This is a genomic window from Dyella mobilis, from assembly GCF_016904945.1.
GTDB lineage: Bacteria > Pseudomonadota > Gammaproteobacteria > Xanthomonadales > Rhodanobacteraceae > Dyella_B > Dyella_B mobilis.
In genome coordinates this window covers 71,596-97,142 of sequence record NZ_JADIKF010000034.1, presented here as the reverse complement: position 1 = coordinate 97,142, position 25,547 = coordinate 71,596, and the positions used below count along the sequence as shown (strand labels likewise).

At 63.6% G+C, this 25,547-nt stretch carries 23 protein-coding genes; 13 read left to right on the top strand and 10 right to left on the bottom strand.

Translation table 11 applies throughout. From position 1 onward, the window contains the following. Positions 1–74: 74 nt before the first annotated feature. From ISS99_RS03355 to bufA2, 3 genes are all read right to left on the bottom strand, one after another. Positions 75–851, bottom strand: coding sequence for an HvfC/BufC N-terminal domain-containing protein (locus ISS99_RS03355; protein ID WP_204630173.1), 777 nt, complete (start codon positions 849–851; stop codon positions 75–77). Continuing rightward, on the bottom strand, positions 848–1,699 hold the full coding sequence (gene bufB, locus ISS99_RS03350; RefSeq protein WP_204630172.1) for an MNIO family bufferin maturase: 852 nt from the start codon (positions 1,697–1,699) through the stop codon (positions 848–850). Before bufB ends, ISS99_RS03355 begins: the two co-directional genes overlap by 4 nt. Before the next feature lie 70 nt (positions 1,700–1,769). Beyond that, positions 1,770–2,039: a BufA2 family periplasmic bufferin-type metallophore gene (gene bufA2, locus ISS99_RS03345; RefSeq protein ID WP_204630171.1), complete on the bottom strand. Its 270-nt coding sequence runs from the start codon at positions 2,037–2,039 to the stop codon at positions 1,770–1,772. Positions 2,040–2,315: 276 nt separating this feature from the next. Between bufA2 and ISS99_RS03340 the strand changes: the two genes are divergently transcribed. Continuing rightward, complete coding sequence (locus ISS99_RS03340) at positions 2,316–2,777, top strand: DoxX family protein (RefSeq protein ID WP_239537622.1); 462 nt, start codon at positions 2,316–2,318, stop codon at positions 2,775–2,777. On the opposite strand, the gene ISS99_RS03335 is transcribed toward ISS99_RS03340, so the two are convergent. From ISS99_RS03335 to ISS99_RS03315, 5 genes are all read right to left on the bottom strand, one after another. Then, positions 2,778–3,416, bottom strand: coding sequence for a LysE/ArgO family amino acid transporter (locus ISS99_RS03335; RefSeq protein ID WP_239537621.1), 639 nt, complete (start codon positions 3,414–3,416; stop codon positions 2,778–2,780). Next, a complete protein-coding gene (locus ISS99_RS03330) occupies positions 3,413–4,780 on the bottom strand; it encodes a glutamate--cysteine ligase (RefSeq protein WP_204630169.1) in 1,368 nt (455 codons plus the stop codon). The genes ISS99_RS03335 and ISS99_RS03330 overlap by 4 nt, the downstream gene beginning before the upstream one ends. A gap of 177 nt (positions 4,781–4,957) precedes the next feature. Then, the gene (locus ISS99_RS03325) at positions 4,958–6,448 is read right to left on the bottom strand and encodes a sensor histidine kinase (RefSeq protein ID WP_204630168.1); all 1,491 of its coding nucleotides are present in this window, start codon (positions 6,446–6,448) and stop codon (positions 4,958–4,960) included. Positions 6,449–6,480: 32 nt separating this feature from the next. Next, positions 6,481–7,146 (bottom strand): response regulator, encoded by a 666-nt coding sequence (locus tag ISS99_RS03320; RefSeq protein ID WP_204630167.1) that lies wholly within the window; start codon positions 7,144–7,146, stop codon positions 6,481–6,483. Between the two features lie 188 nt (positions 7,147–7,334). Then, entirely contained in the window at positions 7,335–7,562 is a 228-nt protein-coding gene (locus ISS99_RS03315) for a hypothetical protein (RefSeq protein ID WP_204630166.1), read from the bottom strand. Positions 7,563–7,596: 34 nt separating this feature from the next. On the opposite strand from ISS99_RS03315, the gene ISS99_RS03310 reads away from it, so the two are divergent. Next, entirely contained in the window at positions 7,597–8,334 is a 738-nt protein-coding gene (locus ISS99_RS03310; RefSeq protein ID WP_204630165.1) for a M23 family metallopeptidase, read from the top strand. Between the two features lie 198 nt (positions 8,335–8,532). On the opposite strand, the gene rho is transcribed toward ISS99_RS03310, so the two are convergent. Together rho and trxA are read right to left on the bottom strand one after the other, a co-directional pair. Continuing rightward, a complete protein-coding gene (gene rho, locus ISS99_RS03305) occupies positions 8,533–10,326 on the bottom strand; it encodes a transcription termination factor Rho (protein WP_204630164.1) in 1,794 nt (597 codons plus the stop codon). A 153-nt stretch (positions 10,327–10,479) separates the two neighbouring features. Further along, the gene (trxA, locus tag ISS99_RS03300) at positions 10,480–10,806 is read right to left on the bottom strand and encodes a thioredoxin TrxA (RefSeq protein ID WP_204630163.1); all 327 of its coding nucleotides are present in this window, start codon (positions 10,804–10,806) and stop codon (positions 10,480–10,482) included. 356 nt (positions 10,807–11,162) lie between these two features. On the opposite strand from trxA, the gene ISS99_RS03295 reads away from it, so the two are divergent. The 11 genes from ISS99_RS03295 to ISS99_RS03245 all read left to right on the top strand — a co-directional run bounded on the left by ISS99_RS03295 (position 11,163) and on the right by ISS99_RS03245 (position 25,536). After that, on the top strand, positions 11,163–12,830 hold the full coding sequence (locus ISS99_RS03295) for a DEAD/DEAH box helicase (protein ID WP_204630162.1): 1,668 nt from the start codon (positions 11,163–11,165) through the stop codon (positions 12,828–12,830). 113 nt (positions 12,831–12,943) lie between these two features. Beyond that, positions 12,944–13,621 carry a cell division ATP-binding protein FtsE gene (gene ftsE, locus ISS99_RS03290; RefSeq protein ID WP_204630161.1) on the top strand — a complete coding sequence of 226 codons (678 nt, stop codon included), beginning with the start codon at positions 12,944–12,946 and terminating at the stop codon, positions 13,619–13,621. After that, positions 13,618–14,583 carry a permease-like cell division protein FtsX gene (gene ftsX / locus ISS99_RS03285; RefSeq protein ID WP_204630160.1) on the top strand — a complete coding sequence of 322 codons (966 nt, stop codon included), beginning with the start codon at positions 13,618–13,620 and terminating at the stop codon, positions 14,581–14,583. Before ftsE ends, ftsX begins: the two co-directional genes overlap by 4 nt. Positions 14,584–14,725: 142 nt before the next feature. Then, on the top strand, positions 14,726–15,577 hold the full coding sequence (locus ISS99_RS03280; protein ID WP_204630159.1) for a response regulator: 852 nt from the start codon (positions 14,726–14,728) through the stop codon (positions 15,575–15,577). Then, positions 15,574–16,281, top strand: a complete 708-nt coding sequence (gene ung, locus ISS99_RS03275; RefSeq protein WP_204630158.1) for a uracil-DNA glycosylase — start codon at positions 15,574–15,576, stop codon at positions 16,279–16,281. Before ISS99_RS03280 ends, ung begins: the two co-directional genes overlap by 4 nt. A gap of 194 nt (positions 16,282–16,475) precedes the next feature. Beyond that, positions 16,476–17,333: an RNA polymerase sigma factor RpoH gene (gene rpoH, locus ISS99_RS03270; protein WP_204630157.1), complete on the top strand. Its 858-nt coding sequence runs from the start codon at positions 16,476–16,478 to the stop codon at positions 17,331–17,333. Positions 17,334–17,424: 91 nt separating this feature from the next. Then, positions 17,425–18,099: a response regulator transcription factor gene (locus ISS99_RS03265; RefSeq protein WP_204630156.1), complete on the top strand. Its 675-nt coding sequence runs from the start codon at positions 17,425–17,427 to the stop codon at positions 18,097–18,099. After that, the gene (locus ISS99_RS03260) at positions 18,092–19,489 is read left to right on the top strand and encodes a sensor histidine kinase (RefSeq protein ID WP_239537618.1); all 1,398 of its coding nucleotides are present in this window, start codon (positions 18,092–18,094) and stop codon (positions 19,487–19,489) included. The genes ISS99_RS03265 and ISS99_RS03260 overlap by 8 nt, the downstream gene beginning before the upstream one ends. Before the next feature lie 129 nt (positions 19,490–19,618). Next, complete coding sequence (locus tag ISS99_RS03255; protein WP_204630154.1) at positions 19,619–22,855, top strand: efflux RND transporter permease subunit; 3,237 nt, start codon at positions 19,619–19,621, stop codon at positions 22,853–22,855. Then, positions 22,845–24,065, top strand: coding sequence for an efflux RND transporter periplasmic adaptor subunit (locus tag ISS99_RS03250; protein ID WP_204630153.1), 1,221 nt, complete (start codon positions 22,845–22,847; stop codon positions 24,063–24,065). The genes ISS99_RS03255 and ISS99_RS03250 overlap by 11 nt, the downstream gene beginning before the upstream one ends. Next, positions 24,049–25,536: an efflux transporter outer membrane subunit gene (locus ISS99_RS03245; RefSeq protein WP_284343844.1), complete on the top strand. Its 1,488-nt coding sequence runs from the start codon at positions 24,049–24,051 to the stop codon at positions 25,534–25,536. Before ISS99_RS03250 ends, ISS99_RS03245 begins: the two co-directional genes overlap by 17 nt. Positions 25,537–25,547 lie beyond the last annotated feature (11 nt).

Genomic DNA, 25,547 nt, shown 5'->3' with positions numbered 1-25,547 from the left:
GCTATGTCTGGTATTCGCCGGGAATCAGCCACGGTTACGCGGGATAGCCCGCGCACGAAACAATCGGGGGGTTCCTACAGGGTCCAGCCTTGGACCATGCCAGCCGCAAGCCAGTGCTGCAGCAGGGCCACCATCCGCGGCATGGCAGCGGCTTCACCGCGATGAGCGGCCAGAAGTTCGCAGAGGGCGGCGAAGGTCTCGCCCCTGAGGGCCGCCACGAGCACTTGCCACTCGTCGTTTTCCAGTGTCCGGTAATGAACGGTCGTGGCGTCGCGCCACACCAGGATCTGGCGCGGGGTGTCAAAGCGGCGAAGATGCGGCCGTGTATCGCCGCGGTCCGCGGCACGCCGATAAGCCGCCGCATTGAACAGGCAGGTCACGATCTGCAGATTCTTTTGCAAGGAGAGCCGCAGCCCGGCCCATGCTTCGGGCGGTACGGCGGACAGCTCGGCGATGTCTTTGCTGGATTCGTCGGCAGCATCGAAAGCGGTGGAGATGGCCCAATCCAGGCGCGCCATCTCCGCCAGCTGCGGCTTGTTGCGCCAGGGATGCGCGTAATCGAGAAATGCCGCCAGGCCAGCTCCATACCAGCGGATGTTGTAGTGCTCCGAGGGATGCGCCGCGACGTATTTGTCCAGCAGGTTTTCGAATGCCTTTCCGGCCATGCACTGCAAACCGCCGAACTCGATCTTCAGCGCATCGCGCAACCGAACCCGATAGCCATGCTGGTAGATCGCCAATCGATCGCCGGCGCTGGCGATGGCGTTGCCGCTGATGACGGGCGGCGGAATGGAGTCTGCGGCCAACACGGCGTGGAGAAGTTGCTGCTGGATGGCCTGCAGGGAACTCATGCGGCGGCCTGCAGCAGCGGCTCGGCCAATGCGCGGGCGTGTTCCAATTCGGCCCTGAGTTCGGCCAGTGGCGGGAAATTGTCGTCGCGTTCGATCATGGTCGAGACGCGGCCGAAATGGCGCACCGCTTCTACATACAAATCCCACACCGCGTTGGAAACCGGGGCGTCGTGGGTATCGATGATCAACTGTTCGCCTTGCTCATAGCCGGCGAGATGGAATTGCTGCACGCGTTCCGCCGGAATGCCGCGCAGGTAATCCATCGATGAGAACCCGTGGTTCATCGCACTGACGTGCACATTGTTGATGTCCAGCAAGATCAGGCAGTCGGCGCGCTCCGCCACGGCGCCCAGGAATTCCCATTCGGTCAATTGCGAGTCGGCGAAGGTCACGTAGCTGGAGACATTTTCCAGCAGGATGCGGCGCTTGAGCGTGTCCTGCACCCGCTTGACCCGGCTTACGACGTGCTCGAGTGCTTCTTCGGTATACGGCAATGGCATCAGGTCATGCAGGTTGACACCCTGCACGCCGGTCCAGCACAGGTGATCCGATACCCAGGCCGGTTCGACTCTTTGAGCCAGGGCCTGCAATCGCGAGAGATAGTCTTCGTCCAGCGGATCGGTGCTGCCGATCGACAGCGAAACGCCATGCATCACCAGCGGAAAGCGCTCGCGGAAGCGATCCAGCCAAATCAGCGGCAGGCCGCCCTGGACCATGTAGTTTTCCGACACGATCTCCAGCCATTCGACGCGACCTGGATCGGCCAGCAGCGCCTCGTAATGCTCAACGCGCAAGCCCAGTCCGTAACCGAGGTAAGGCAATGAATGGGGACGTTCGTTGGAGGTCATGGCCATCACACCGTCGACGAGCTGAAAGGAGGCGGGGCGCGCGTGATCGTTACGCCGCCCCGCCTGGGCATTACTTCTTCGCTGCGGCCTGTGCGGCTGCACAGTCGGCCTGAGTCTTCTGCTCGGTGAAACCCTGACCCTTGCATGCGTTCTGGCCTTTGCATGCATTGGTAGCCTGCTTGCACGCGCCGTGACCCTTACAGGACGACGAGTTCATGCACTTCACCGGGGCCTGGTCGCCGGATGCGGCGCCGACCGGGGCTGCATGCACGGCAGCGGCGGCGAACAGACCCGCCACCATCACGGCCATGGCGCTGGCATTGACTGTCTTGATGTTCATATCTATGGCTCCTGAATGTTTTGTTCGCCGCGTTGCGGCTCGTGGGAATGTCTCGACCTTCGCATGGAAGCTGCTGCGGGTTTCGACGAGGTCATTGTGCGGTTGCGTGCTACCGACGACTGCTCCCGAACATCCCGCTTTTATGCCCGATCGTCCGGGCTGTCCCGGCGAACGCCATTGCCGGATGCTCGGCAAGAAAGCCTGGACGTCTGGACATGGTGGGTGAGCACGGGGCTCGCGCATCATGCGCCCACTTCATTCAAAGGAATATGTGCAATGCGTCAATTTATCGCGGAAAAGGCGTCGCGCGCGCTGGATTTCCTGCATGGCATCCAATGGCTGGGCCCTTTGGTGGTGCGAGTGGTGTTCGGGTACTTCTGGCTGGAGACGGGCATTGCCAAAGTGCACAACCTGGACGGATTTACCCAGCGCTTCATCGGCTGGGGCATACCGTTTCCGGCATTCAGCGCGGGGCTGTCCGCGTGGACGGAGTTGCTCGGCGGACTGCTGCTGATGCTGGGTCTCTTTACGCGCCTGGTGAGCATTCCGATGATCATCAACATGATCGTGGCAGTCACGCTGGTGGTGTCGAGCAATCTGATGGGATTGGACGACTACGTCGAAGCGGACGAGATCGTCTACTCGCTGATCTTCTTCTGGTTCCTGATCGCCGGGCCGGGCAAGGCCAGTCTCGATACCTTGGTGGCACGCTGGTTGGGTATTCGAAGCCGCGGCTGATCAGTGCGCGAGGAAGGACCACAGCAGCTTGATCGCGATGCTCCACATCACCAGCGCGATCAGCACGTCCAGTACGCGCCAGGCGGCCGGTTTGTTGAACAAAGGTGCCAACAGTCGTGCGCCATAGGACAGTGCAAAGAACCAGATGAACGATGCGCTGGCGGCTCCGATGGCGAACAGGGTGCGTGGCCCGGGTGCGGGCCACGCCGAGGCGAGACTGCCGATCAGCAAGACCGTATCAAGATAGACGTGCGGATTGAGCCAGGTGAAGCCGGCGCAGGTCGCGATCACCCGCCACGCGCTGGCGGTGTTAGCGTGCGAATCGGCCTTCAGCACTTGCGGATGAAACGCGCGACGAAGCGCCTGCACGCCGTACCACATCAACACGGTGGCGCCCACGCAGGCAATGAGCGCGAGCAGGTGCGGATGCTTCCCTACCGCTACGCCAAGCCCGCCCACGCCGGCACCGATCAGCAACGCATCCGACAGTGCGCAAAACAGCGCGACTGCAAATCGATGCGACCGCAGCAAGCCTTGGCGCAGCACGAACGCGTTCTGCGCACCGATCGCCACGATCAGCGATGCGCCGAGCAGCAGCCCGGCGACATAGGGAGCGTGCACCGATCCGGCGGAGATCAATACGCGAACTCCTTGAATACCGGGTCCACGCTGCCGTTCCATTCGCCGTGGAAGAGTTCGAGTTTGCGCTCGGCCGGTGTCTGGTTGGCGTCGACGATTTCGATCAGCGGCTCCAGGAAGATGCTTTCGTCGGCGCCATGCTGATTGAGCCGGTTGCGGCGCTTCAAGCCATGGGCAGCAATCTGCAGGGTCTCGCGTGCCAGGTCGCGCACGGTGCCGTTGCGGAAGGGCAGCTTCAGGCCGTGCTTGGGTACGCCGTCGCGCAAGGCGTGACGTTCTTCGCGGGTGAAGTCTTTTACCAGCTCCCAGGCTGCGTACAACGCATCGTCGTCATAGAGCAGCCCGACCCAGAACGCGGGCAGTGCGCACAAACGGTTCCACGGACCGCCGTCGGCGCCGCGCATTTCCAGATATTGCTTGAGGCGCACTTCCGGAAAAGCCGTGGTGAGGTGATCGGCCCAGTCCTTCATCGTGGCGCGCGTGCCGGGCAGCGCATCGAGCGTACCGGCCATGAAGCGCTTGAAGTCCTGTCCTGCCAAATCGATGTAGCGGCCATCCTGGTAGCTGAAATACATCGGCACGTCGAGGATGTAATCCACGTAGCGTTCGTAGCCGAAACCGTCTTCGAACACGAAGTCGAGCATGCCGGTGCGGTGCGGATCGGTGTCCGTCCACACGTGCGAGCGGTACGACAGATAGCCGTTCGGCTTGCCATCGGTAAACGGCGAGTCGGCGAACAAGGCGGTAGCGATCGGCTGCAGCGCGAGGCTGGTGCGGAATTTGCGCACCATGTCGGCTTCGTTTCCGAAGTCGAGATTCACCTGCACGGTGCAGGTGCGCGTCATCATGTCCAGGCCGAGCGAGCCGACCTTGGGCATGTATTCGCGCATGATCTTGTAGCGGCCCTTGGGCATCCACGGCATTTCGTCGCGGCGCCACTTCGGTTGGAAACCCATGCCCAGGAAACCCAGGCCGAGCCCATCGGCCACCGAGCGCACTTCCTCCAGATGCGTATTCACCTCTCGACAGGTCTGGTGAATGGTCTCCAGCGGTGCGCCGGAGAGCTCCAGTTGGCCGGCCGGCTCCAACGTGATGTTGGCCTTGCCCTGGGTCAGCGCGACCGGTGTGTCGCCTTCCCGGGCGATGTCCCACCCGTAGCGCGACGCGATGCCCTCCAGCAGTGCACGAATGCCGCGGTCGCCCTCGAACGTGGGCGGACGCAGGTCGTCCACGTGGAAGCCGAATTTTTCGTGTTCGGTTCCGATGCGCCAGGCGTCGCGCGGTTTTTCGCCGGCAGCCAGGTAGTCGATCAGCTGCTGGCGGCCGTGGATGGGGGTGCCCTTGACGGCACTGGGTATGGACACGGGGCATGCCTCACGGGGAGAGCTTCCGACTATGGAGGCTGCCTACGGCCGTGAAAAGGGGGGCGAAGAAAAAAATTGTACGTGACAGTACAGCTACGGGATTCCCCCGGCTTCCAGGGGCGCAGCGCTCGCGAAACCTTTATCCGGCGTGCGCTCGCCTGGTCTGGGATGCGGGCGTCAAGGTCCCGGAAACGTGATGCGCATGCGCGCGCCGGTGCCCTCGCGGGCGTCCAGGATCTCGAAGCGCGCACGGTGGCTGCGGGCGATTTCCTCCACGATGGCCAAACCCAGGCCGCTGCTCTGGCCGTCGCTGCCGGCGGCGCGATAGAAGCGTTCCCGCACGCGCTCGCGTTCGGCGGGCGGGATGCCTGGGCCGCTGTCTTCGACTTCGAGATAAGGTGCGTTCTGGTGCAGCCCGCAACGCAGGGTGATGTTGCCGCCGCGTGGCGTGTGGCGAATGGCGTTGTCGACCAGGTTGATCAGCAATTCGTGCAGCAGCCAATACACGCCGTGCACCTGTGCCGCCTCGCACTCGGCGCCCAGATCGATGTCGTGCGCCAATGCGCGATCGAGCATGGAGCCGACGACGGCTTCGATCAGCGTACCGAGCTGGATCTCGACGGAGTCTCCAGGGCCATGCGCGGAAGGCTCGGCACGTGCCAGCGCCAGCAATTGGTTCGCGGTGTGGGCCAGGCGGTCCACGCTGCCCTGCAGGCGGCTGATGCGCTCCTGCTGGGCACTGTCGCGCGTTTCACTCGCCAGGACCTCCAGTTGCGCCTTCAAGCCGGTCAGCGGCGTGCGCAACTGGTGGGCGGCATTGGTGAGGAAGTGCTGTTGCGCCAGGGTCGAATCCCGCACGGTGACCAGCAAGGTGTTGAGCGACTTCACCAGCGGGCGCACTTCGCCAGGTACCGGTTCCAACGGCAACGGCTGCAGCGAGGACGGCTCGCGGCGCGTGATCTGATCGCGCAGACGGTTGATCGGGCGCAGCGCCACCGTGATACCGAACATGCACACGCCAAAGACCAGCAGCAACTGGATGCCATCGCTGAGACCCACGACGGTATCCAGCCGGCGCACGACGGTGTCGCGACGGTGTACGGTTTCGCCGACGGTCACGATGATGGGCGCGCCGGCCACGATCGTGTGATAGCTGGCCGTGCGGAAGAGCAGCCCGCGATGGTGCACGTCGCCGTAAGTGAGGTTGTCGATGATCTCGCCCACGGCGATCGGGAGGCTTTCATCACCGGCCAGCGTACTGCCGTCAGCCATGCTGACCCGGTAGACGAAGCTCTCGCGCGCACCCGAATAAAGCCGCATCCAGGACATTGGACGGTATTCGGGATCGAATCGCTCCGGAGGCCTGTCCTTGGCAAAAGGTTCGTCGCCGGGCGGCGGCGGCAGAGGCCCGTGACCGGGGCCGTGCAGCAGTGGCGGGCCGGGGTCCTGCCGTTCGACGTAAAGATGTCCGTCCGGGGCTTTTTGCACGTGCGACGCGATCGACACGGCCGCATGCGAAAGCGCGCGGTCGAACATGTCGTACATCGGCGTGACGTAGGTGCGATGGTCCGCCCAGATGCTGGCGATCAGCAGCAGTACCAGTGGCAGCAGCAAATAGCCGAGCAAGCGGCCGCGGATGCTTGGTGCGCGAGTTGGGTTGGAGGACATCGTGCCGCCTGTATCAAACCGTTTTACGCTGCTCAGGCGTCATCCAGGCGATAGCCGAGGCCGCGGATGCCGCGCACGGTGGCGGCTTCGCCAAGCTTCGCGCGCAGGCGGGAAACGTGGACCTCGATCGCGTTGCCCGAGATTTCCTCGTCCCAGCTGACGATCGCCTGGATCAGCCGTTCCTTGCTTACCACGCGACCGCTGTGGTGGGCGAGGCATTCGAGGATCGACCACTCGCGGCGAGTCAGCTCCAGCACGCGGCCGTTGTTGTCGATGGCGCGGCGGCCGGCCAGGTCGATGCGCAACTGCCCGACCACCATCTCGTTGGCTGCTGCTGCGGTGGCGCGGCGAATCAGGGCGCGGCAGCGTGCAGCAAGCTCAGGCAGGGCGAACGGCTTGACCAGGTAATCGTCGGCGCCAAGATCCAGCGCATTGACGCGATCGTCCAGCCCGTCGCGGGCGGTCACGATCAACAGCGGCAACGGGCTGCCGTCGCGCCGGAGCCGGCGAACCAGGGAAAATCCGTCTTCGCCGGGCAGCCCCAGGTCCACGATGGCGAGATCGTAGTGGGCGGTGTCCAGGCGGCCTTGGACGGATTCGGCATCGGTCACGGCATCGACTACGTACCCGGCGGTGGCCAAGCCCCGCACGATGGCATCGGATACCAGGGGATCATCTTCAACTAGCAGGATGCGCATTACGGCCAACAGAAAGAGGGGTCGCAAGATCCTAGCAGTTGACGCGCCGACGACACAGAGTGGCGGATGACCTGGTGGTTTCGTGACACTTGCTGACAGCGATGTCCTAGATGAATGAAGTGAGCGGAGGGTTATTGCGGCATCACCAGTGCATTAAATTGGGCGTTTATTCAGCTAAATCAATGCTTTTACGCTTTTTTTGGGCGCGTTTTGGGGCCGGTCCGATATTCGTCGAGAGCGAATTTTGGCCCAATGGCGATCGGCACCCGCCGTCCTTGCAAGGACGGCGGTGCATCGCAGGCGAGACGACGGATGCCCTCGCTCAAACCTCCCCCGCAGTTGCTTTCCCCCTGAACGAAGGGTTCGGAGCTTTTGCGCCGTTGGAAACCGATGTCGATGGTCAGTCTTTCTTCCATCCAAAAAGGCCTATCTACGCTTCGATGGCCAGCCATGGCCGGCAGCGCATTGGCAGTATGGCTCGCGGCGGGCACCGTTCTGGCGGCGCAAGCGAGTGCACCGCAGGCAGGCGCAGGCGCGCTCGGCGCGGAAGGCAAGCCCGATTTTCTGCAGGTGCCGAAGAAGTCGTGGCTTTCGCAAGCCAATGTTTCCAGGCGCACCTACGCGACAGCAGCCCACGACGCCGATCCTGCGACGATGGAGCCGGGAGGCTATTTCCGTACGCTCACGCGCCTCTACGGCGCATCGACCGACCTTCACGTACCAGCCCAGGGCGAACAGATCACTTCGGATACGGAAGAGCCGATGCCGGAGGACGAAGTGGCGAAGTTTCACCGGATGGAAACCCACGTTCCGGTGGCGCTGGCCCGCATCTCGTCGGAATACGGCCGTCGCCGCAATCCGCTCGGCAAGGGACACGTTTTTCATCGAGGCATCGACCTGGCGGCTCCCGCGGGTACGCCGGTGTATGCGGTCGCTGCGGGTACCGTCGTTCGATCCTCGGGTGATCGCTCGTATGGCAACGTCGTGGTGATCAACCATCACAACGGCTTCGAAACGCTCTATGCGCACAACTCAAAGTTGCTGGTAAAAGCAGGGCAGAACGTGAAGGCAGGGCAACAGATTGCCAAGGTCGGATCGACCGGGCGTTCCACCGGGCCGCATCTGCATTTTGAAATTCACCGCAGCGGCGAACGCGTGGATCCTGGCCCCTATCTCGCCCGATTGTGATGCGACTAGGGCCTGTTAGCACTATTTTCGTGGCCCGCGCCGGGAGCTGTTTGCGCGCCAGCCAAGTCAGTGCCGCGCACTACCACCTGACGGCCGCTCAACGACAACGCGAGCTACGAAAATAGTGCTAACAGGCCCTAGCAAAAAGGCCGCCCGATTCTGCCGGGCGGCCTTTTGTCGTTTACGCGCTGCAGGAAATCAACGCTTCATCGAATTGAAGAACTCGTCGTTGGACTTGGTGTTCTTCATCTTGTCGAGCATGAATTCCATCGCTGCCAATTCGTCCATCGGATGCAGCAGCTTGCGCAGGATCCAGATCTTCGCCAGCAAGTCCGGTTCGATCAGCAGATCCTCGCGGCGCGTGCCGGAACGGTTGATGTCGATGGCCGGATACACGCGCTTTTCGGAGATGCGGCGAGACAGGTGCACTTCCATGTTGCCGGTGCCCTTGAACTCTTCGTAGATCACCTCGTCCATCTTGCTGCCGGTATCGATCAGCGCGGTGGCGATGATGGTCAGAGAACCGCCTTCTTCCACGTTGCGCGCGGCGCCGAAGAAACGCTTCGGGCGTTGCAGCGCGTTCGCATCCACACCACCGGTAAGCACCTTGCCGGAGCTGGGCACCACGGTGTTGTAGGCACGGGCCAGGCGGGTGATCGAATCGAGCAGGATCACCACGTCCTTCTTGTGCTCGACCAGGCGCTTGGCGCGCTCGATCACCATTTCGGCCACCTGCACGTGGCGCACGGCGGGTTCATCGAAGGTGGAGCTGATCACTTCGGCGCGAACCGTGCGGGCGATTTCCGTCACTTCTTCCGGACGTTCATCGATCAGCAGCATGATCAGATGCGCATCCGGATGGTTGTACGTGATGGCTTGCGCGATGTTCTGCAGCATCATCGTCTTACCGGATTTCGGCTGCGACACGATCAGGCCACGCTGGCCGCGGCCGATCGGCGCAACCAGGTCCAGGATACGTCCCGTGATGTCCTCGCTCGAACCATTGCCGCGTTCGAGCCTGAAAGCCTTGCGCGGGAACAGCGGCGTGAGGTTTTCGAACAGCATCTTGTTCTTCGATGCTTCCGGCGGATCGCCATTGATGTCGTCGACCTTCAGCAGCGCGAAGTAGCGCTCGCCTTCCTTCGGGTGACGCACGCGTCCGGTGATGTAGTCGCCGGTGCGCAGGTTGAAGCGGCGGATCTGGCTGGGCGACACGTAGATGTCGTCCGGGCCGGCCAGGTAGGACTCGTCGGCCGAACGCAGGAAGCCGAAGCCGTCCTGCAGGATTTCCAGCACGCCCTCGGCCCAGATACCGCCGCCGGAGCGGGCGTGGGCCTTGAGGATATTGAAGATCACATCCTGGCGACGCTGGCGGGCGACGCCTTCCTGGATGCCGAGCGACTCGGCGAACTCCAGCAGCTGAACCGGGTTCTTGCGCTTCAGCTCGGTGAGATTGATGACGCGGTCGTTGCTGCCGATATCCGCGTTCTCGTCGTCCACCGGCAAACCGTGCGGGTTGCGCGGCTGGCCGCCGCCACCCGGACCACCCTGCGGGCGCTGGCCGCCGCGTTCGTGGCGGCGGCGGCGGTTGCGGTCATTGCGATCGTTGCGGCCGTTGTTGCCTTGACCCTGATAGGGGTTCTGGCCGCCATTGTTTTGCCCATTCTGGCCGCCTTGCGCGTTTTCGCGTGGCTCCTGGGACTCTGTGTTCTGGCTGTTGCCGTTATTGCCATTGCCATTGCCATTGCCGTAGCGCAGCGACTCCTGGGCAGGAGGCGGCGGCAACGGAGGCAGCGCCGACTCGGTGCGTTCGGGCGCCGGGCGATCTACGGGCGGCGCCGACACTTCCGCCGGCGGCTGCTGTTTTTCAGCGGCCGAACCGGCATTGGCGGCAGAGCGTCGCGGTGAACGTGTGCGGGTAGGTGCTTCACTCACGGGTTTGGCTTCGGCGCTATTGGCGTCGGACGGAACTTTGCTTTCGATATCGGACACGGGCAAACCTCACGGGGCGCCGTTGATGACAGGAGGGAGGACGAGCGTTGCGCGGAGCGCGCGAGGGGGCAGGACAGCCCCGACTTGACGAATCTAGCACTCGCCGCGCAGCTCCGTAAAGGGCATGCGCAGCGAGGCGAACTGCGATGGCGCTCAGAGCGCCTTGTCGATCATCTGCACCAGCTGACCTTTGCTGACGGCACCGATCTGGGTGGCTTCCACCTTGCCGTTCTTGAACACCATCAGGGTCGGGATGCCGCGCACGCCATAGGTGCGGGGGGTTTTCTGGTTGTGGTCAATGTTCAGCTTGACCACGCGCAACTTGCCCTCGTACTGCTTGGCAAGGTCTTCCAGGGTCGGGGCGATGGCCTTGCAGGGGCCGCACCATTCGGCCCAGAAATCCAGCAGAACGGGGGTATCGGACTTCAGCACTTCCTGGTCGAAGGCGTCGTCGCTCACGTGACTGATAAGTTCGCTCACCGTGGTCTCCGAGGTAGGCGGGTAGGGGGGATTTAGGACCGCGTGCCGATCATCAGCTACACTATAGAAATGCCCATGAGGCGCGGGTCGGTCCGGGAATGGAAGCGGTGCCGTTGCGGCAGGGTTCCATTCCAGCGTAAGTCGGGACGCGATTCAAGCGATTCAAGGGCAGGGCGGCAGGTCCGGCTGGCATAGGTGAGGTGGCTCCGCGAGCCCATTCACCTATGCCGGCGGGACGTGGCGCCTTTCGGTGCAGCTGTAGAGCGCACCGCATCCATCCACCCGTCCCAAGGTTGCCAGACTGACCGCGGGACCGGGCAGGGCGTTCCGCGCCAGCCCGCACCAGACTCCCATTCATGTCCCAAACCGTCCTCACAGAAACCTTCTTCACCCAATTCGACTTGCACCCGCTGCTGCAAAAAGGCCTCGACGAAGCCGGCTTTGCACGCTGCACGCCGATCCAGGCACTGACTCTGCCGGTTGCGCTGACCGGCCGCGACGTCGCCGGCCAGGCACAGACCGGCACCGGCAAGACCTGCGCCTTCCTGGTCGCGCTGATGAATCGCCTGCTGAGCCAGCCGGCGGTGGCCGAGCGGAAAGATTCCGATCCGCGCGCGCTGGTGATCGCGCCGACTCGCGAGCTGGCCATCCAGATCGAAAAGGATGCCAAGAACATCGGCCGCTATGCCGGGCTGCGCACCGCGCTGATCTACGGCGGCGTCGATTACGACAAGCAGCGCCAACTCCTCAAGGACGGCTGCGACATCATCATCGCCACGCCGGGCCGGTTGCTCGACTACCACAAGCAGAACGTATTCGGCTTCAACGGCGTCGAGGTAATGGTGGTCGACGAAGCCGACCGCATGTTCGATCTGGGTTTCATCAAGGACGTGCGCTTCATCTTCCGTCGGCTGCCGGCGCGCGAGCAGCGCCAGGTGTTGCTGTTCTCTGCCACGCTTTCGCACCGCGTGCTCGAGCTGGCCTACGAGCACATGCACAACGCCGAGAAGCTGGTGGTGGAAACCGACAACGTCACCGCCGACCGCGTGCGCCAGCTGGTCTACTTCCCGGCCAAGGAAGAGAAGATGCCGCTGTTGCTCAACCTGCTGGATCAAACCAAGGCCGAGCGCAGCATCATCTTCGTCAATACCAAGGCGGCGGCCGAGAAGATCACCGACCGGGTAAAGCGCCAGGGCTATCGTGTCGGCGCGCTGTCCGGCGACGTGCCGCAGCTGAAGCGCCAGAAGCTGCTGCAGCGCTTCCAGGACGGTCAGCTGGATATCCTCGTCTGCACGGATGTCGCCGCGCGCGGCCTGCACATTCCCGCGGTCAGCCACGTCTTCAACTACGACCTGCCGCAGGATGCCGAAGACTACGTGCACCGCATCGGTCGCACCGCGCGCCTTGGCGCCGAAGGCGATGCGATCAGCTTCGCCTGTGACCTGTATGCGATGTCCCTGCCGGATATCGAGGAATACATCGGGCAGAAGATTCCCACTGCGGCCATCGGGCCGGAGTTGCTGGCGATGCCGGAGCCCAAGCAGATCGACGCGCAGTTCGCGGCGGATGCGGCGGCCGACAGTGCTGCGTTCGGCGACAAGGTCGTGTCGCGAGACAAACCGTCGGGTGGCTCGCGTGACCGTAATGGCCGTGGCAGTCGCAGTCGTAGCGGGGAGCGTTCCGGCGCACCGCAAGAGCGTCGCCGCGAGGATCGCCAGCGCAAGCCGCGTGCCGAACAAAATGCGGTGAACAGCCCGGCTCAGTCCGCACCTGCGCCTTCTGAACAGCCGCAAGGCGAAGTGGCCGGCGAGGCTAAGCGCCGTCGTCGTCGCGGCGGACGCGGCCGGCGCCGGCCGGACGCAGCGCCCGGTGTGGAGGTGGCCGCCAACCAGGCAGCGACTCCCGCCGCGGGCAGCAACCGCCCGTCGCGGCAGGTTGTGGCGCAATCGCCTTCCGGCGAGTCGCCTGCGGCAAAAAAGCAGGGTTTCTTCCGCCGCCTGGTAAAACTGTTCAGCCGCCGCTGAATCGAGATCGCCTCGCCGTCGGAAACGAGTGGCGAGGCGATGAGCAAAGGCGCGCACAACATCAAGCCATCCCTTATCCTTCCCGCCATTGACGTTCAAGGGTGAGGGACGCGGTGATCCGCTTCGATCAAGTCAGCAAGCGCTATGAAGGGGGGCACGAAGCCCTCTCCCAGCTTACGTTCGAAGTCGCCAAGGGCGAGATGGCTTTTGTGACCGGCCACTCCGGCGCAGGCAAGAGCACCTTGCTCAAGTTGCTGGCGCTGATCGAACGCCCTTCGCACGGGCACGTCACGCTGGACGGGCAAAGCCTGGCCAAGATCGGCCAGTCCGGCATCCCCAAGTTGCGCCGCAGTATCGGCATGGTGTTCCAGGATCATCGCCTGCTGATGGATCGCACGGTGTTTGCCAACGTCGAGTTGCCGCTGGTGATCGGTGGCATTGCGCCGCAGGAACGCGGCCGGCGCGTGCGTGCCGCGTTGGAGAAAGTCGGCCTGCTCGATTACGAGCGCCAGTTGCCGGCGTCCCTTTCCACTGGCGAACAGCAGCGTGTCGGCATTGCGCGTGCCATCGTCGCCAAGCCGAGCGTGCTGATCGCCGACGAACCAACCGGCAATCTCGATCCTCAGCTTGCAGTGGAAATCATGGAGTTGTTCGCGGAGTTCCAGCAGGTTGGCACCACCGTGCTGGTCGCCAGCCACGACCTGCCGTTGATCAAGCGCATGCGAAAACGCGTGGTCGTGTTGGATCACGGGCGCCTGGTTGCGGATGTGTCAGCGGAGGAAGTGCTGTGACCGCACCCAACGAAGTTCAAGCTCCCGTACGCAGCGAGCGCAGCCATCGCCATCCGTTGTCGAGCTGGCGCGAGCACCATGGTTGGAGCGCCGCGGCAAGTTTGCGCCGCCTTGCCGTCAAGCCGGTCGGCAGCCTCTTGACCATCGCCGTAATGGGTTTGGCGCTGGCCTTGCCGCTGGCTTTCTATCTGTTGCTTTCCAATGTGCAATCGCTGGGCGATGCGCTGGGTCGCAACCAAGTGATCAGCGTGTTTCTGAAGTCCGACCAGGTCGCCGGCAATGCGCAATTGCTGGCCAAACAGGTGGAGCAACACGACGGCGTGGCGAGTGTCGCGGTAAAGACCCCGCAGCAGGGGCTGGACGAGCTGAGCAAAATGCAGGGCTTCTCCGATTCGCTGCATGCGCTGGACGACAATCCGCTGCCTTATGTATTGGAAGTGCAGCCGCAGGACGGCATCTCCGCCGATGCGGCCAGTCACCTCGTCGACGATCTGCGTTCGATGCAGGGCGTGGACGTGGTGCAAGACAGCGGCACGTGGCGGCAGCGCCTGGATGCCTTGCTGGGCGTCGGCAACCGCGCGGTGTTGATCCTGGCCACACTGTTCGCGCTGGCGGTGCTGCTGGTGGTCGGCAACACCGTGCGCGTGGACATCACCAGTCGCGCCGATGAAATCGGGGTGCTGAAGTTGATTGGCGCCAGTCGCGCCTTCGTGCGCCGCCCTTATCTGTACGCGGGTATCTGGTACGGCCTGTTCAGTGGTCTGCTGGCGGTGGGGCTGGCCCTGGCGATCGAGTTCGCGCTGGCCGAACCGGTCGGGCGCCTCAGCCAGGCCTATGGCGGCAAGCTGCAGGTGGGCGGATTGCCGCCGTGGCTGCTGCTGGCGGTGCCGTTCGCCGCGGCCTGCCTGGGCTGGCTGGGTGCGCGGCTGGTCAGTGCCTGGCAATTGCGGCAAGCCGTTTGAGCGGATTCGGCGGGTGGTGAAGTCGTTCGCAACCCAACACCGCTACTCTGGTGCATGATGGATGAGCCAAACGGGCGCAGGGGGTGCCCGTCGACGCGTGGGCACGGAAGCTACGCTTGACCGGGATGGTGGGGTTTTCTTGATGAGTGCAAGCATCAGCAGCCGCGACCTCAGCGCCGCGCCGCGCGTGCTGGTGGTGGACGGCTCCAAAGTCGTCCGCCAGTTGATCACGCGCGTGCTGAAGACTGAGTTGCCGCAGGCCGAAGTCGTGGGATGCGGAACGGGAAGCGAAGCGCAGCAACTGCTCGGCGAAGGCGTGTTCGACTTCATCACCGTGGCGTTGCGCCTGCCCGACGTGGACGGGCTTGAGCTGGCGCGCCACGTGCGCGAATCCGGTTCGCAGGCCTATGTGCCGATCGTGGTGGTGTCCGGCGACGTGGACGATCGCCTGCATCGCCGCGTCCTGGGCGAGCACGTTACCGATTATTTCGACAAGTCGCTGGGGTTCCAGGCTCTGGCCGAATTCATTCGCGGCTACGTGCGGCCGGAGAGCTCCGCCGAGGGCGTGGTGCTCTACGTGGAAGACAGCCGCGTGGTGGCCCTGGCCACCCGCCGCATGCTGGAAAAGATCGGCCTTACCGTGCGACACGTGGTCAGCGTGGAAGATGCGCTGGCGATGCTGGAAGCGGAGCGTGCGCAAGGCACCGTAGGCGCCGACGTCGTGCTTACCGACGTCAGCCTGAAAGGCGAGCTGACGGGTGGCGATCTGCTCAAGTTCATCCGCACCGAATTTCGTTACGGCAAGGGCAAGCTGCCGGTGCTGGTGATGACGGGGGACGAAAACCCCGACAACCAGGCCGCGCTGATTCGCGCCGGGGCCAACGACCTGGTCGAGAAGCCGGTCGAGGAGCGTTTGCTGGTGACCAAGCTTCTGTTTCAATTGCGCGTGGCGCAGCATCTGCGTGCGCGTGAAGAAGCAGGGCAGGCGGAATGAATGACGAAGAACGCATCAAGCTCGAATCCTCGTGGAAGGAGCGCATCGGCGATTACCTGCAACGCCCCGAAATGCGGGCGCTGTCGGAGTTCCTGCGTGCGGAGAAGCACAACGGCAAGGTGATCTATCCGCCTGGGCCGGAGATCTTCAACGCTTTTGCGCATACGCCGTTCGAGTCGGTGCGCGTGGTGATCCTGGGGCAGGATCCGTACCACGGGCCGGGCCAGGCCCACGGGCTTTGCTTTTCGGTGCGTCCGGGCGTTCCGGCGCCGCCTTCGCTGGTGAATATCTTCAAGGAGATCCAGCGCGACCTCGGCATCTCGCCGCCCGGCCACGGGTGTCTTACGCCATGGGCGGACCGGGGCGTGCTGCTGCTCAATGCGGTGCTCACGGTCGAGCAAGCCCAGGCTGCCTCGCACCAAGGCAAAGGCTGGGAGGGTTTCACCGATGCGGCCATCGATGCCCTGAACCGTGAGCGCGAGGGTATCGTCTTCATGCTTTGGGGCTCCTATGCCCAGCGCAAAGGCCAGCTGATCGATACCCGGCGCCACGCCGTGCTGAAATCCGTCCATCCCTCGCCGCTTTCCGCCCACCGCGGTTTCATCGGCTGCGGGCACTTTTCCGCGGCCAACCGTTACCTGGAGCAGAACCGGCAACAGCCCATCGACTGGTCGCTGCCGCCCCGGGAGCAGCTCGCCGGTTGAGCCTGGGGTGTAACCCAAGGGCCTCCCTGCCCGAAGTCATGCTTGAAACCCTTCCCCTGGGCAACCACTGGGAATGGACAAGGCCGGGGCATTCATGTACTATTCGGTACACAAAAGGCGCCGGAACTCTCGACGCCTTTAGCACTCCAAGTACCAGAGTGCTAAGCTGACCCCAAGTATCAGGAGGTTCCAACATGTCTCAAGCCTTGGCGACGGCTAATCTGCCGGTTCCCAGCGTCGTTGGCAGTCTGGATGCCTACATCTCGGCTGTTCACCGCATTCCGGTGTTGAGCCAGGAAGAAGAGCAAGATCTTTCCCGCCGCTACCAGTCGGAGGAAGACCTTGCCTCCGCCCGCAGGCTGGTTATGTCGCATCTGCGTTTCGTGGTCCACGTGGCGCGCGGTTATAACGGTTATGGCCTGCAGCTGTCCGACCTCATCCAGGAAGGCAACATCGGCCTGATGAAGGCGGTAAAGCGTTTCGATCCCGACCAGGGCGTTCGCCTGGTCAGTTTTGCCGTGCACTGGATCCGTGCCGAAATGCACGAGTTCATCCTGCGCAACTGGCGCATCGTCAAGGTGGCCACCACCAAGGCGCAGCGCAAGCTGTTCTTCAACCTGCGCAAGAGCAAGAAGCGCCTGGGCTGGATGAACGCCGAGGAAGTGCGCGTGGTTGCCCAGGATCTGGGCGTGCCCGAAGCCACGGTGCGCGAGATGGAATCCCGTCTCTCCGGCCGCGACATCGGCTTCGAAGCTCCCGCCGATGCCGACGAGGATGCCAAGCCCGCACCGGAAGCCTTCCTGATCGACGAAGGTGCCGACCCGTACGAGAACGTGGCCGATGCCGACCAGACCGACAACCAGCTGGAAACGCTTTCCAGCGCGTTGAAAAAGCTGGATCAGCGTTCGCGCGACATCATCCAGCGCCGTTGGCTCAATGAAGAAAAGGCCACGCTGCAGGATCTGGCCGACGAGTACGGCGTATCGGCCGAGCGCATTCGCCAGGTCGAAGCCAACGCCATGAAGAAGATGCGCGGCCTGTTCGCCGCCTGAAGTCGCTCCAACGCAGCGTTTGCAACGGCCTCCCTCGTGGAGGCCGTTTTGTGTTTAAGTCCCGGCTGGAGAAGTCATAGCCGGACGGAACGTGCCCCACATCCTGGTCATCGAAGACGACGAAATCACCGCGCGCGAGATCGTGCTGGAGCTGGCTGCGCACGGCATCAGCGCCGAACGCGTGCACGATGGCGAGCGGGGTTTCGAGCGGGCGCTGGAGCCGCACTTCGACGCGATCACCCTGGACCTGATGCTGCCCGGGATGGACGGGCTTACCCTGGTCAAGCAACTGCGCGAACGCGGCGTGACCACGCCCGTGCTGATGATCAGCGCGCTGGGCGACGTCGACGAGCGCGTGCGTGGGCTGCGCGCCGGCGGCGACGATTACCTCACCAAGCCTTTCGCGCCGGACGAAATGGCGGCGCGCATCGAAGTGCTGCTGCGCCGGCACCGCCAGGAGCAGCCCGCGCAAACCAAGCTTCGCGTGGCCGACCTCGAACTAGACATGATTTCCCGCACGGCCCGCCGCGGCAACCGCGAGCTCACGTTGCTGCCCACCGAATATCGCCTGCTGGAATTCCTCATGCGCTATCCGGGACAGGTGCTGACTCGCGCGATGATTTTCGAAAGCGTGTGGGGCCTGCGTTTCGATCCCGGCACCAACCTGATCGACGTGCACATCGCGCGCCTGCGCCGCAAAGTGGATAACGATGGCGAGGCCTCGTTGATCCGCACCATGCGTGGATCGGGGTACCGTCTTGGCTAGTCCTGCCGCGAGAAACCTGTCGATCCATTGGCGCGCCACGACCTCGCGTCTGTTGCTGGCCTATGGCGTGTTCTTCGTCATCTGGGGCATGGTGCTGCTGGGCTATATCTACTGGGAAACGCGGCATTACCTGGAAACGCGCACGGACCTGCAGCTCAAGCAGCAGATTACCTACCTGCGCAGCCTGGACGAAGACCACATGCTGCTCGCGCTGCACGATTACGTGATTCTCGAGCGCACCAACTACAACGCCTGGGGCTTGTTCGATAGCCACAAGAAATGGCTCTATGGCGACGTCTTGCAGTTTCCCTCGGGGTTGGCCATCGATTCGGATTCGGTGCGCATGCCTACCGAGCAGGTGATCAGCGGACCGTTTGCGCCGCCGACGCCCATGCTCTCGGTGATCGCCACGCGCCTGGGCAATGGCGAAGTCCTGGTCCTGGCGCATACCACGCGCATCGCCGCGCGCGTCGGCGGGATCATTTTGCATGCCTTGTGGTGGGGCTTCTCCTTCACCCTGGTGCCGGGTCTCATCGGCGGCCTGATCCTCAACCGCGGCCCGCGCCGGCGCATACGGCAGATCGAGTCGGCTACCCAGCCGATCATGCGCGGCGACCTGCGCCAGCGCCTTCCGGTCAGCAACCGCGGCGACGAGCTGGACCGGCTCGCCGCCATCGTCAACGACATGCTCGACCAGATCGAGCGGCTGATGGGCGAAGTGAAAGGCGTCTGCGACAACATCGCGCACGATCTGCGCACGCCGCTCACCCGCCTGCGCTCCCAGCTTTATCGCGTGCAGCAGGAGTTGAGCGAGGACAATCCGCACGCCTCGCTGATCGAGCGCTGCGCGTCCGACGTCGACGAGGTGCTGGCGCGCTTTCGTGCGCTGCTGCGTATTTCCGAACTGGAGGATCGCCGCCGGCGCGAAGGTTTCGTCGCCGTGGATCTCGGCGAAACCCTGGAGCGCGTCTACGAGCTGTACGCGCCGCTCGCCGAAGACCAGCAACTGCAATTCGACCTTCACGCCGAGCCCGGCCTGGTCGTACAGGCCGACCCGGACCTGCTGTTCGAGGCGCTGGGCAACCTGGTCGGCAATGCGATCAAGTTCACCCCGGCGGGCGGAACGGTAACCCTGTCGGCAGCATTGGGCGACGCCGGCCGAGCCCACATCGAGGTGGCCGACAGCGGACCGGGCATTCCGGAAGAGCTCCGTCACGCCGTCTGGCAGCGGTTTTATCGCGGGGACAGCAGCCGGGACGGCTCCGGTCACGGCCTGGGCCTGAGCATCGTGGCCGCGATAGCCAAGCTGCATGACTTTGAGCTGAGCATCGATGGCGGTGGCACCGGCACCCGCATGGGCATGGATTGCCCGCTGCAGGCCGCCAGCTGACGGCATCCGCGCAGGTCTGGCGGGAACACCGTCGGACTTTCATTAAACAATCTTCATGCCTGCGAAAGGTGCTGCGGTGCGGCAATCCGGATAATCGCGCCATTGTCCACATATGCTGGAAGCGGCTGCATGTTGGGTCTGGTTCGAATTGCGCTTGCGCGCCCTTATACCTTTATCGTCCTCGCGTTGTTCATTCTGATCGTGGGGCCGCTGGCGGCTTTGCGCACGCCGACCGATATCTTTCCGAATATCGGCATCCCGGTGATCAGCGTGGTGTGGACCTACAACGGTCTGTCGCCGGCGGCCATGTCCGGCCGCGTGATTTACTACTACGAGCGCTCGCTCACCTCGACCGTCAGCGACATCGAGCACATCGAGTCGCAGTCGCTGCCCGGCATCGGCGTGGTGAAGATCTTCTTCCAGCCGGGCGTGGACATTCGCACTGCCACCGCGCAGGTCACCTCGATTTCCCAGACGGTGCTCAAGCAGATGCCCCCGGGCATCACGCCGCCGCAGATCATCAACTACAACGCCTCCACGGTGCCGATTCTGCAGATGGCGCTGTCCAGCTCCAAGCTGTCGGAACAGAAGATTCTCGACGTGGCGCAGAACTTCCTGCGTCCCATGCTGGTGTCGGTGGCGGGCGTGGCCATTCCCACTCCGTACGGTGGCAAGAACCGTGAGGTGATGCTCGATCTCGATCCGCAGGCGCTGGCGGCCAAAGGCTTGTCCGCGCAGGACGTGGGCAATGCGCTGGCGGCGCAGAACCAGATCATTCCGGTCGGCACCATCAAGATGGGGCACGACGAATACACGGTCAATCTCAACGACAGCCCCAGCGCCGTCGAAGCGTTGAACAACCTGCCGATCAAGACCGTGAACGGCGCCACCATCACCATCGGCGAAGTGGCCCACGTGCGCGACGGCTCGCCGCCGCAGACCAATGAAGTGCGCGTGGACGGCCATCGCGCCGTGTTGATGTCCATGCTCAAGGGTGGCGACGTATCGACGCTGGCGATCGTGGCCGGCATCAAGAAGCTGCTGCCCCTGGCCAAGGAAACCTTGCCGCCCTCGCTGAAACTGAAGCTGATGGGCGACCAGTCGGTGTTCGTGCGCAGCGCCATCTCTTCGGTGGCACGCGAAGGCATCATCGCGGCCTGCCTGACCTCGGTGATGATCCTGGTGTTCCTGGGCAGCTGGCGCTCGACCGTGATCATTGCGGTCTCCATTCCCCTCGCCGTGCTGTCGGCCATCGCGCTGCTGTCGGTATTCGGGCAGACGCTCAACGTGATGACGCTGGGCGGCCTCGCGCTGGCCGTCGGCATCCTCGTCGACGATGCCACGGTCACGATCGAAAACATCAACTGGCACTTGGAGCAACGCAAGGACGTGGAGACGGCGATCATGGACGGCGCCAAGCAGATCGTCACGCCGGCTTTCGTATCGCTGCTGTGCATCTGCATCGTGTTCGTGCCGATGTTCCTGCTCGACGGCATCGCAGGCTTCCTGTTCCGGCCGATGGCGTTGGCGGTGATCTTCGCCATGATTTCATCGTTCATCCTGTCGCGCACCCTGGTGCCGACCATGGCGATGTATCTGCTCAAGCCGCACTTTGCGGAGGGCGAGCCGGGTGACCATCCGGAAGACGCGTACATCAATCATCACGTCGGCGACCAGCATCCGTCCGTGAAGCGCGGTGTCGTGCGCGGTGCGCTGGTGTCATTCCAGCAGGGCTTTGAGCATCGGTTTTCGCGCATTCGCGAAGCGTATTACGGCACTTTGTCGCTGGCGCTGGATCATCGCCGCCGCTTCGTGCTGGGCTTTCTCGCCGTGGTGCTCGTTTCCTTCGTGCTGGTACCGTTCCTGGGACGCGATTTCTTCCCGGAAACCGAGGCCGGCGCCATTGCCATCCACGTGCGTGCACCGGTAGGTACGCGCATCGAGGACACCGCGGCGCAGTTCGACCGCATCGAAGCGGCCATTCGCCAGGTGGTGCCGCCGGATCAGCTCGACAACATCATCGACAACATCGGCCTGCCGCTCAGCGGTACCAACATGGTCTACAGCAACACCGGCACGATCGGGCCGCAGGATGGCGACATCCAGGTGCTGCTCAAGCCCGATCACGATTCGGTCGATGGGTACGTCAGGAAGCTGCGCGAGGTGTTGCCGCGCCAATTCCCGGGTACCACGTTTGCTTTCCTGCCGGCCGACATGGCCAGCCAGATTCTCAATTTCGGCGCACCGGCGCCGCTGGATGTGAAGGTGTCCGGTCGCAATGCCGCCGCCAACGAAGCCTACGCCATCGAACTGATGCGCAAGATGCGCAGCATTCCCGGCATTGCGGACGTGCGCATGCAGCAATCGAACGGCGCGCCTCAGTTGAATGTGAATGTCGATCGCGTGCGTGCCGACGAGCTGGGCATTACCGAACGCGACGTCACCAACAGCATGGTATCCACGCTCGCGGGCAGTTCACAGGTTGCGCCGGCGTTCTGGCTCAATCCTTCCAATGGCGTGTCGTATCCGATCGTGGCGCAGACGCCGCAGTATCGCTCCGACACCATGGCCGACCTCGACAGCATGCCGATCACCTCCTCGGGTACCGGCGCACAGCAGATCCTCGGCGCGGTGGCCAGGGTGAAGCGCACCTCCACGCCGGCGGTGGTTACGCATTACAACATTGCGCCTTCGTTCGATATTTACGCGGCGGTGCAGGGGCGTGACCTGGGTTCGGTGGCCAGCGCCATCCAGAACGTGCTCAACCAGGCTGCCAAGGATCGCCCGAAGGGTTCCACCGTGGGCTTGTTCGGCCAGGTGACGGCGATGAATACGGCGTTCTCCGGCCTGCTGTTCGGCTTGCTAGGCGCGATCGTGTTGATCTACATGCTGATCGTGGTGAACTTCCAGTCGTGGCTGGATCCGTTCGTGATCATCACCGCGCTGCCGGCAGCGCTTGCCGGCATCGTGTGGATCTTGTTCATCACGCACACGACCTTGTCGGTGCCAGCGCTCACCGGCGCCATCATGTGCATGGGCGTGGCAACGGCCAACTCGATTCTCGTCGTGAGCTTTGCGCGCGAACGCCTCGAAGAACACGGCGATGCGGTAAAGGCGGCGCTGGAAGCCGGCTTCACCCGCTTCCGTCCGGTATGTATGACGGCCCTGGCCATGATCATCGGCATGCTGCCGATGGCGCTGGCGCACGAGCAAAACTCGCCGCTGGGCCGTGCGGTGATCGGCGGCCTGTTGTTCGCCACCTGCGCAACGCTGTTGTTCGTGCCGGTGGTCTTCAGCATGGTCCACGGCCGCGAGCAGCCGGCTACGAATCTGGATTCTCTTGCAGGACTTCCCCATGTCGCATAATCCCGTCACCGTGCAAGTCGCGCAGAAGCCGGCACACCTGAAGGCCGTCGGTATCGGCGGCGGCGTGCTCGCCGTGTTCGCCGTCATCTTCGGCCTTGCGCTTCGCTACCACGAGCACCACGAGCTGGTGCAATGGACCGACGCGCAATTGATTCCCAGTGTGCGCCTGGCTCCGTCGATGGATCCGGCCAAGGATCACGCCATCACCTTGCCGGGCCATCTGGAAGCCTGGGATAGCGCCCCGATTCACGCGCGCGTGGGCGGCTACCTCAAGGCCTGGTACAAGGACATCGGCGACAAGGTCAAAGCCGGCGACGTGCTGGCCACGATCGACACGCCGGAACTGGACCAGCAGCTGGAGCAGGCCAAGGCCGTGCTCGCCAAGGCACAGGCGGATGCGAACCTCGCCAACATTACTTCCAGGCGCTGGCAGCACCTGCTGTCTTCCGATTCGGTATCCAAGCAGGAAGCCGACGAGAAAAGCGGTGAGGCCGAAGCGGCCCAGGCCACCGTACTGGCGGCCAAGGCCGACGTGGATCGGTTGAACGCACTGGAAGCATTCAAGAAGATCGTTGCGCCGTTCGACGGCACCGTTACCGCACGCCGCACCGACGTGGGCGACCTGATTACCGCCAACAGCGAAAGCGGGCCGGAGCTGTTCACCGTGGCCGATACCAACCGCATGCGCCTGTACGTGTCGGTACCGGAGGTCAATGCCGACAGCATCAAGCCGGGCATGAAGGTGACCTTGAGCGTGCCCGAATTGCCGGGCCGTACGTTCCAGGCAACCCTGGTCGGCAGCTCCGATGCCATCAACCAGACCTCGGGCAGCCTGCTCGCGCAGTTCGTTGCGACCAACGACGACGGCGCGCTCAAGCCCGGCGATTACGCCGATGTGCAACTCAATCTGCCGGTGAATCCCAATCTGGTGAGCGTACCGGCCAGTGCGCTGATTTTCCGCTCACGTGGCGCGCAGGTCGCCGTGCTGGGTCCGGATGGGCGCGCCCATTTGCACGAGGTGCACATTGCGGTGGACCTTGGCACGACACTGCAAATCGATCAGGGATTGAAGGCGACCGATGAAGTGATCGAGAACCCGCCGGATTCGCTGATGGACGGCGACAAGGTGCGTGTCGATGCCGACAACACCGACCAGAATCTGGCCGCGCAGGATGGCTCCTCGGAGAAAAGTCGTGACTCGGCACGCTGAGTGGCGTCTTGCCGCACTGGCTGCCGCGTTCCTGCTGGGCGGCTGTTCGCTCGCGCCCACGTATCACGCGCCGAATCTGCCGCCGATGCCTGCCAGTTACAAGGAAGGCGGCACGGCGTGGAAAGCGGCGGCGCCAGCCGATGAATTTTCGCGCGGCGACTGGTGGTCGATCTACCACGACGACACCTTGTCCAAGCTTGAAACCAGGCTGGATGCCAACAACCCCAGCCTCGCCGCAGCCCTGGCCCGCTACGACACCGCGCGCGCGTTCGAAAGCCAGCTCAGCTCAGGCCTGTTTCCGCAGTTGGGCGCCATTGCCAACCCGCAACGAGATCGTCAGTCCGACAACCGTCCGCTGCGCGGCAACAACCAGCCCGATGAGTACGACAGCAATACGGTGGGCCTGGAAGCCGACTACGATCTGGATCTGTGGGGCCGCGTCCGCAACGAAGTCAGCCAGGGTCATGCGCAGGCGCAAGCGTCGAAGGCAGACCTTGCTTCGGCCAAGCTGAGCCTGGAAGCGAAGCTGGCCGACGACTATGCGCGTTTGCGCGGTTACGACATCCAGGTCGGCATTCTGCAAGACACGCTCAACGCCTACCAGCGCGCGCTGGTGCTTACCGAAAACCGCCACAGCGGCGGCGTGGCATCGGGCCTGGATGTCTCGCGTGCGCAAACGCAGCTGCACGACGCGCAGGCCCAGGTCATGGATGTGACGGCGCAACGTGCGCTTACCGAACATGCCATTGCCGCCCTGGTGGGCGTACCCGCGTCGAGTTTCTCGATTGCGCCCGAGCGCGAACAGCTCAACGTGCCGGTGACGCCGGTCGGCGTGCCGTCCACCTTGCTGGAGCGTCGCCCCGACATTGCCGCGGCCGAGCGCCGCGTGTATTCGGCGAACGCGGGCATCGGTGTGGCGCGCGCGGCATTCTTTCCCGATCTGAGCCTGTCCGGCAGTTACGGATTCCAGAACACCGGGCTGGGCAGCCTGCTGTCCATGGGCAACCGCTTCTGGGCGCTTGGGCCGCTTGCCACCCTGGATATTTTCGATGGCGGCTTGCGCCGCGCGAAGTTGCGCGAGGCGCATGCCGAATTCGCCGAAGCGTCGGCGGACTATCGGCAGACCGTGCTCGATGCCTTCCGCGAAGTGGAAGACGATCTGGTGCTGTTGAACGACCTGGGTACCGAGGCCGAGCAGGAAGACCAGGCATTCGCCGCCGCCCAGCAGACCATGAACATCGCCACCAATCGCTACCGCGAAGGCATCGTCAATTACCTGGACGTGGTGACCGCGCAGACGGCGGCACTGTCCGCCCAGCAGCGTGCCGAAACGATCCGCACCCGCCGCTTGCAAGCCAGCGTGGACCTGGTCCGCGCGCTCGGCGGCGGATGGGATCGCAATGCGGCGGGCATCGATGCCGCCTCCACGGCGCAGGCCGACGAAACAAAGAGCAGCAAGAACGCTCGCTGAGCCGGTCGATA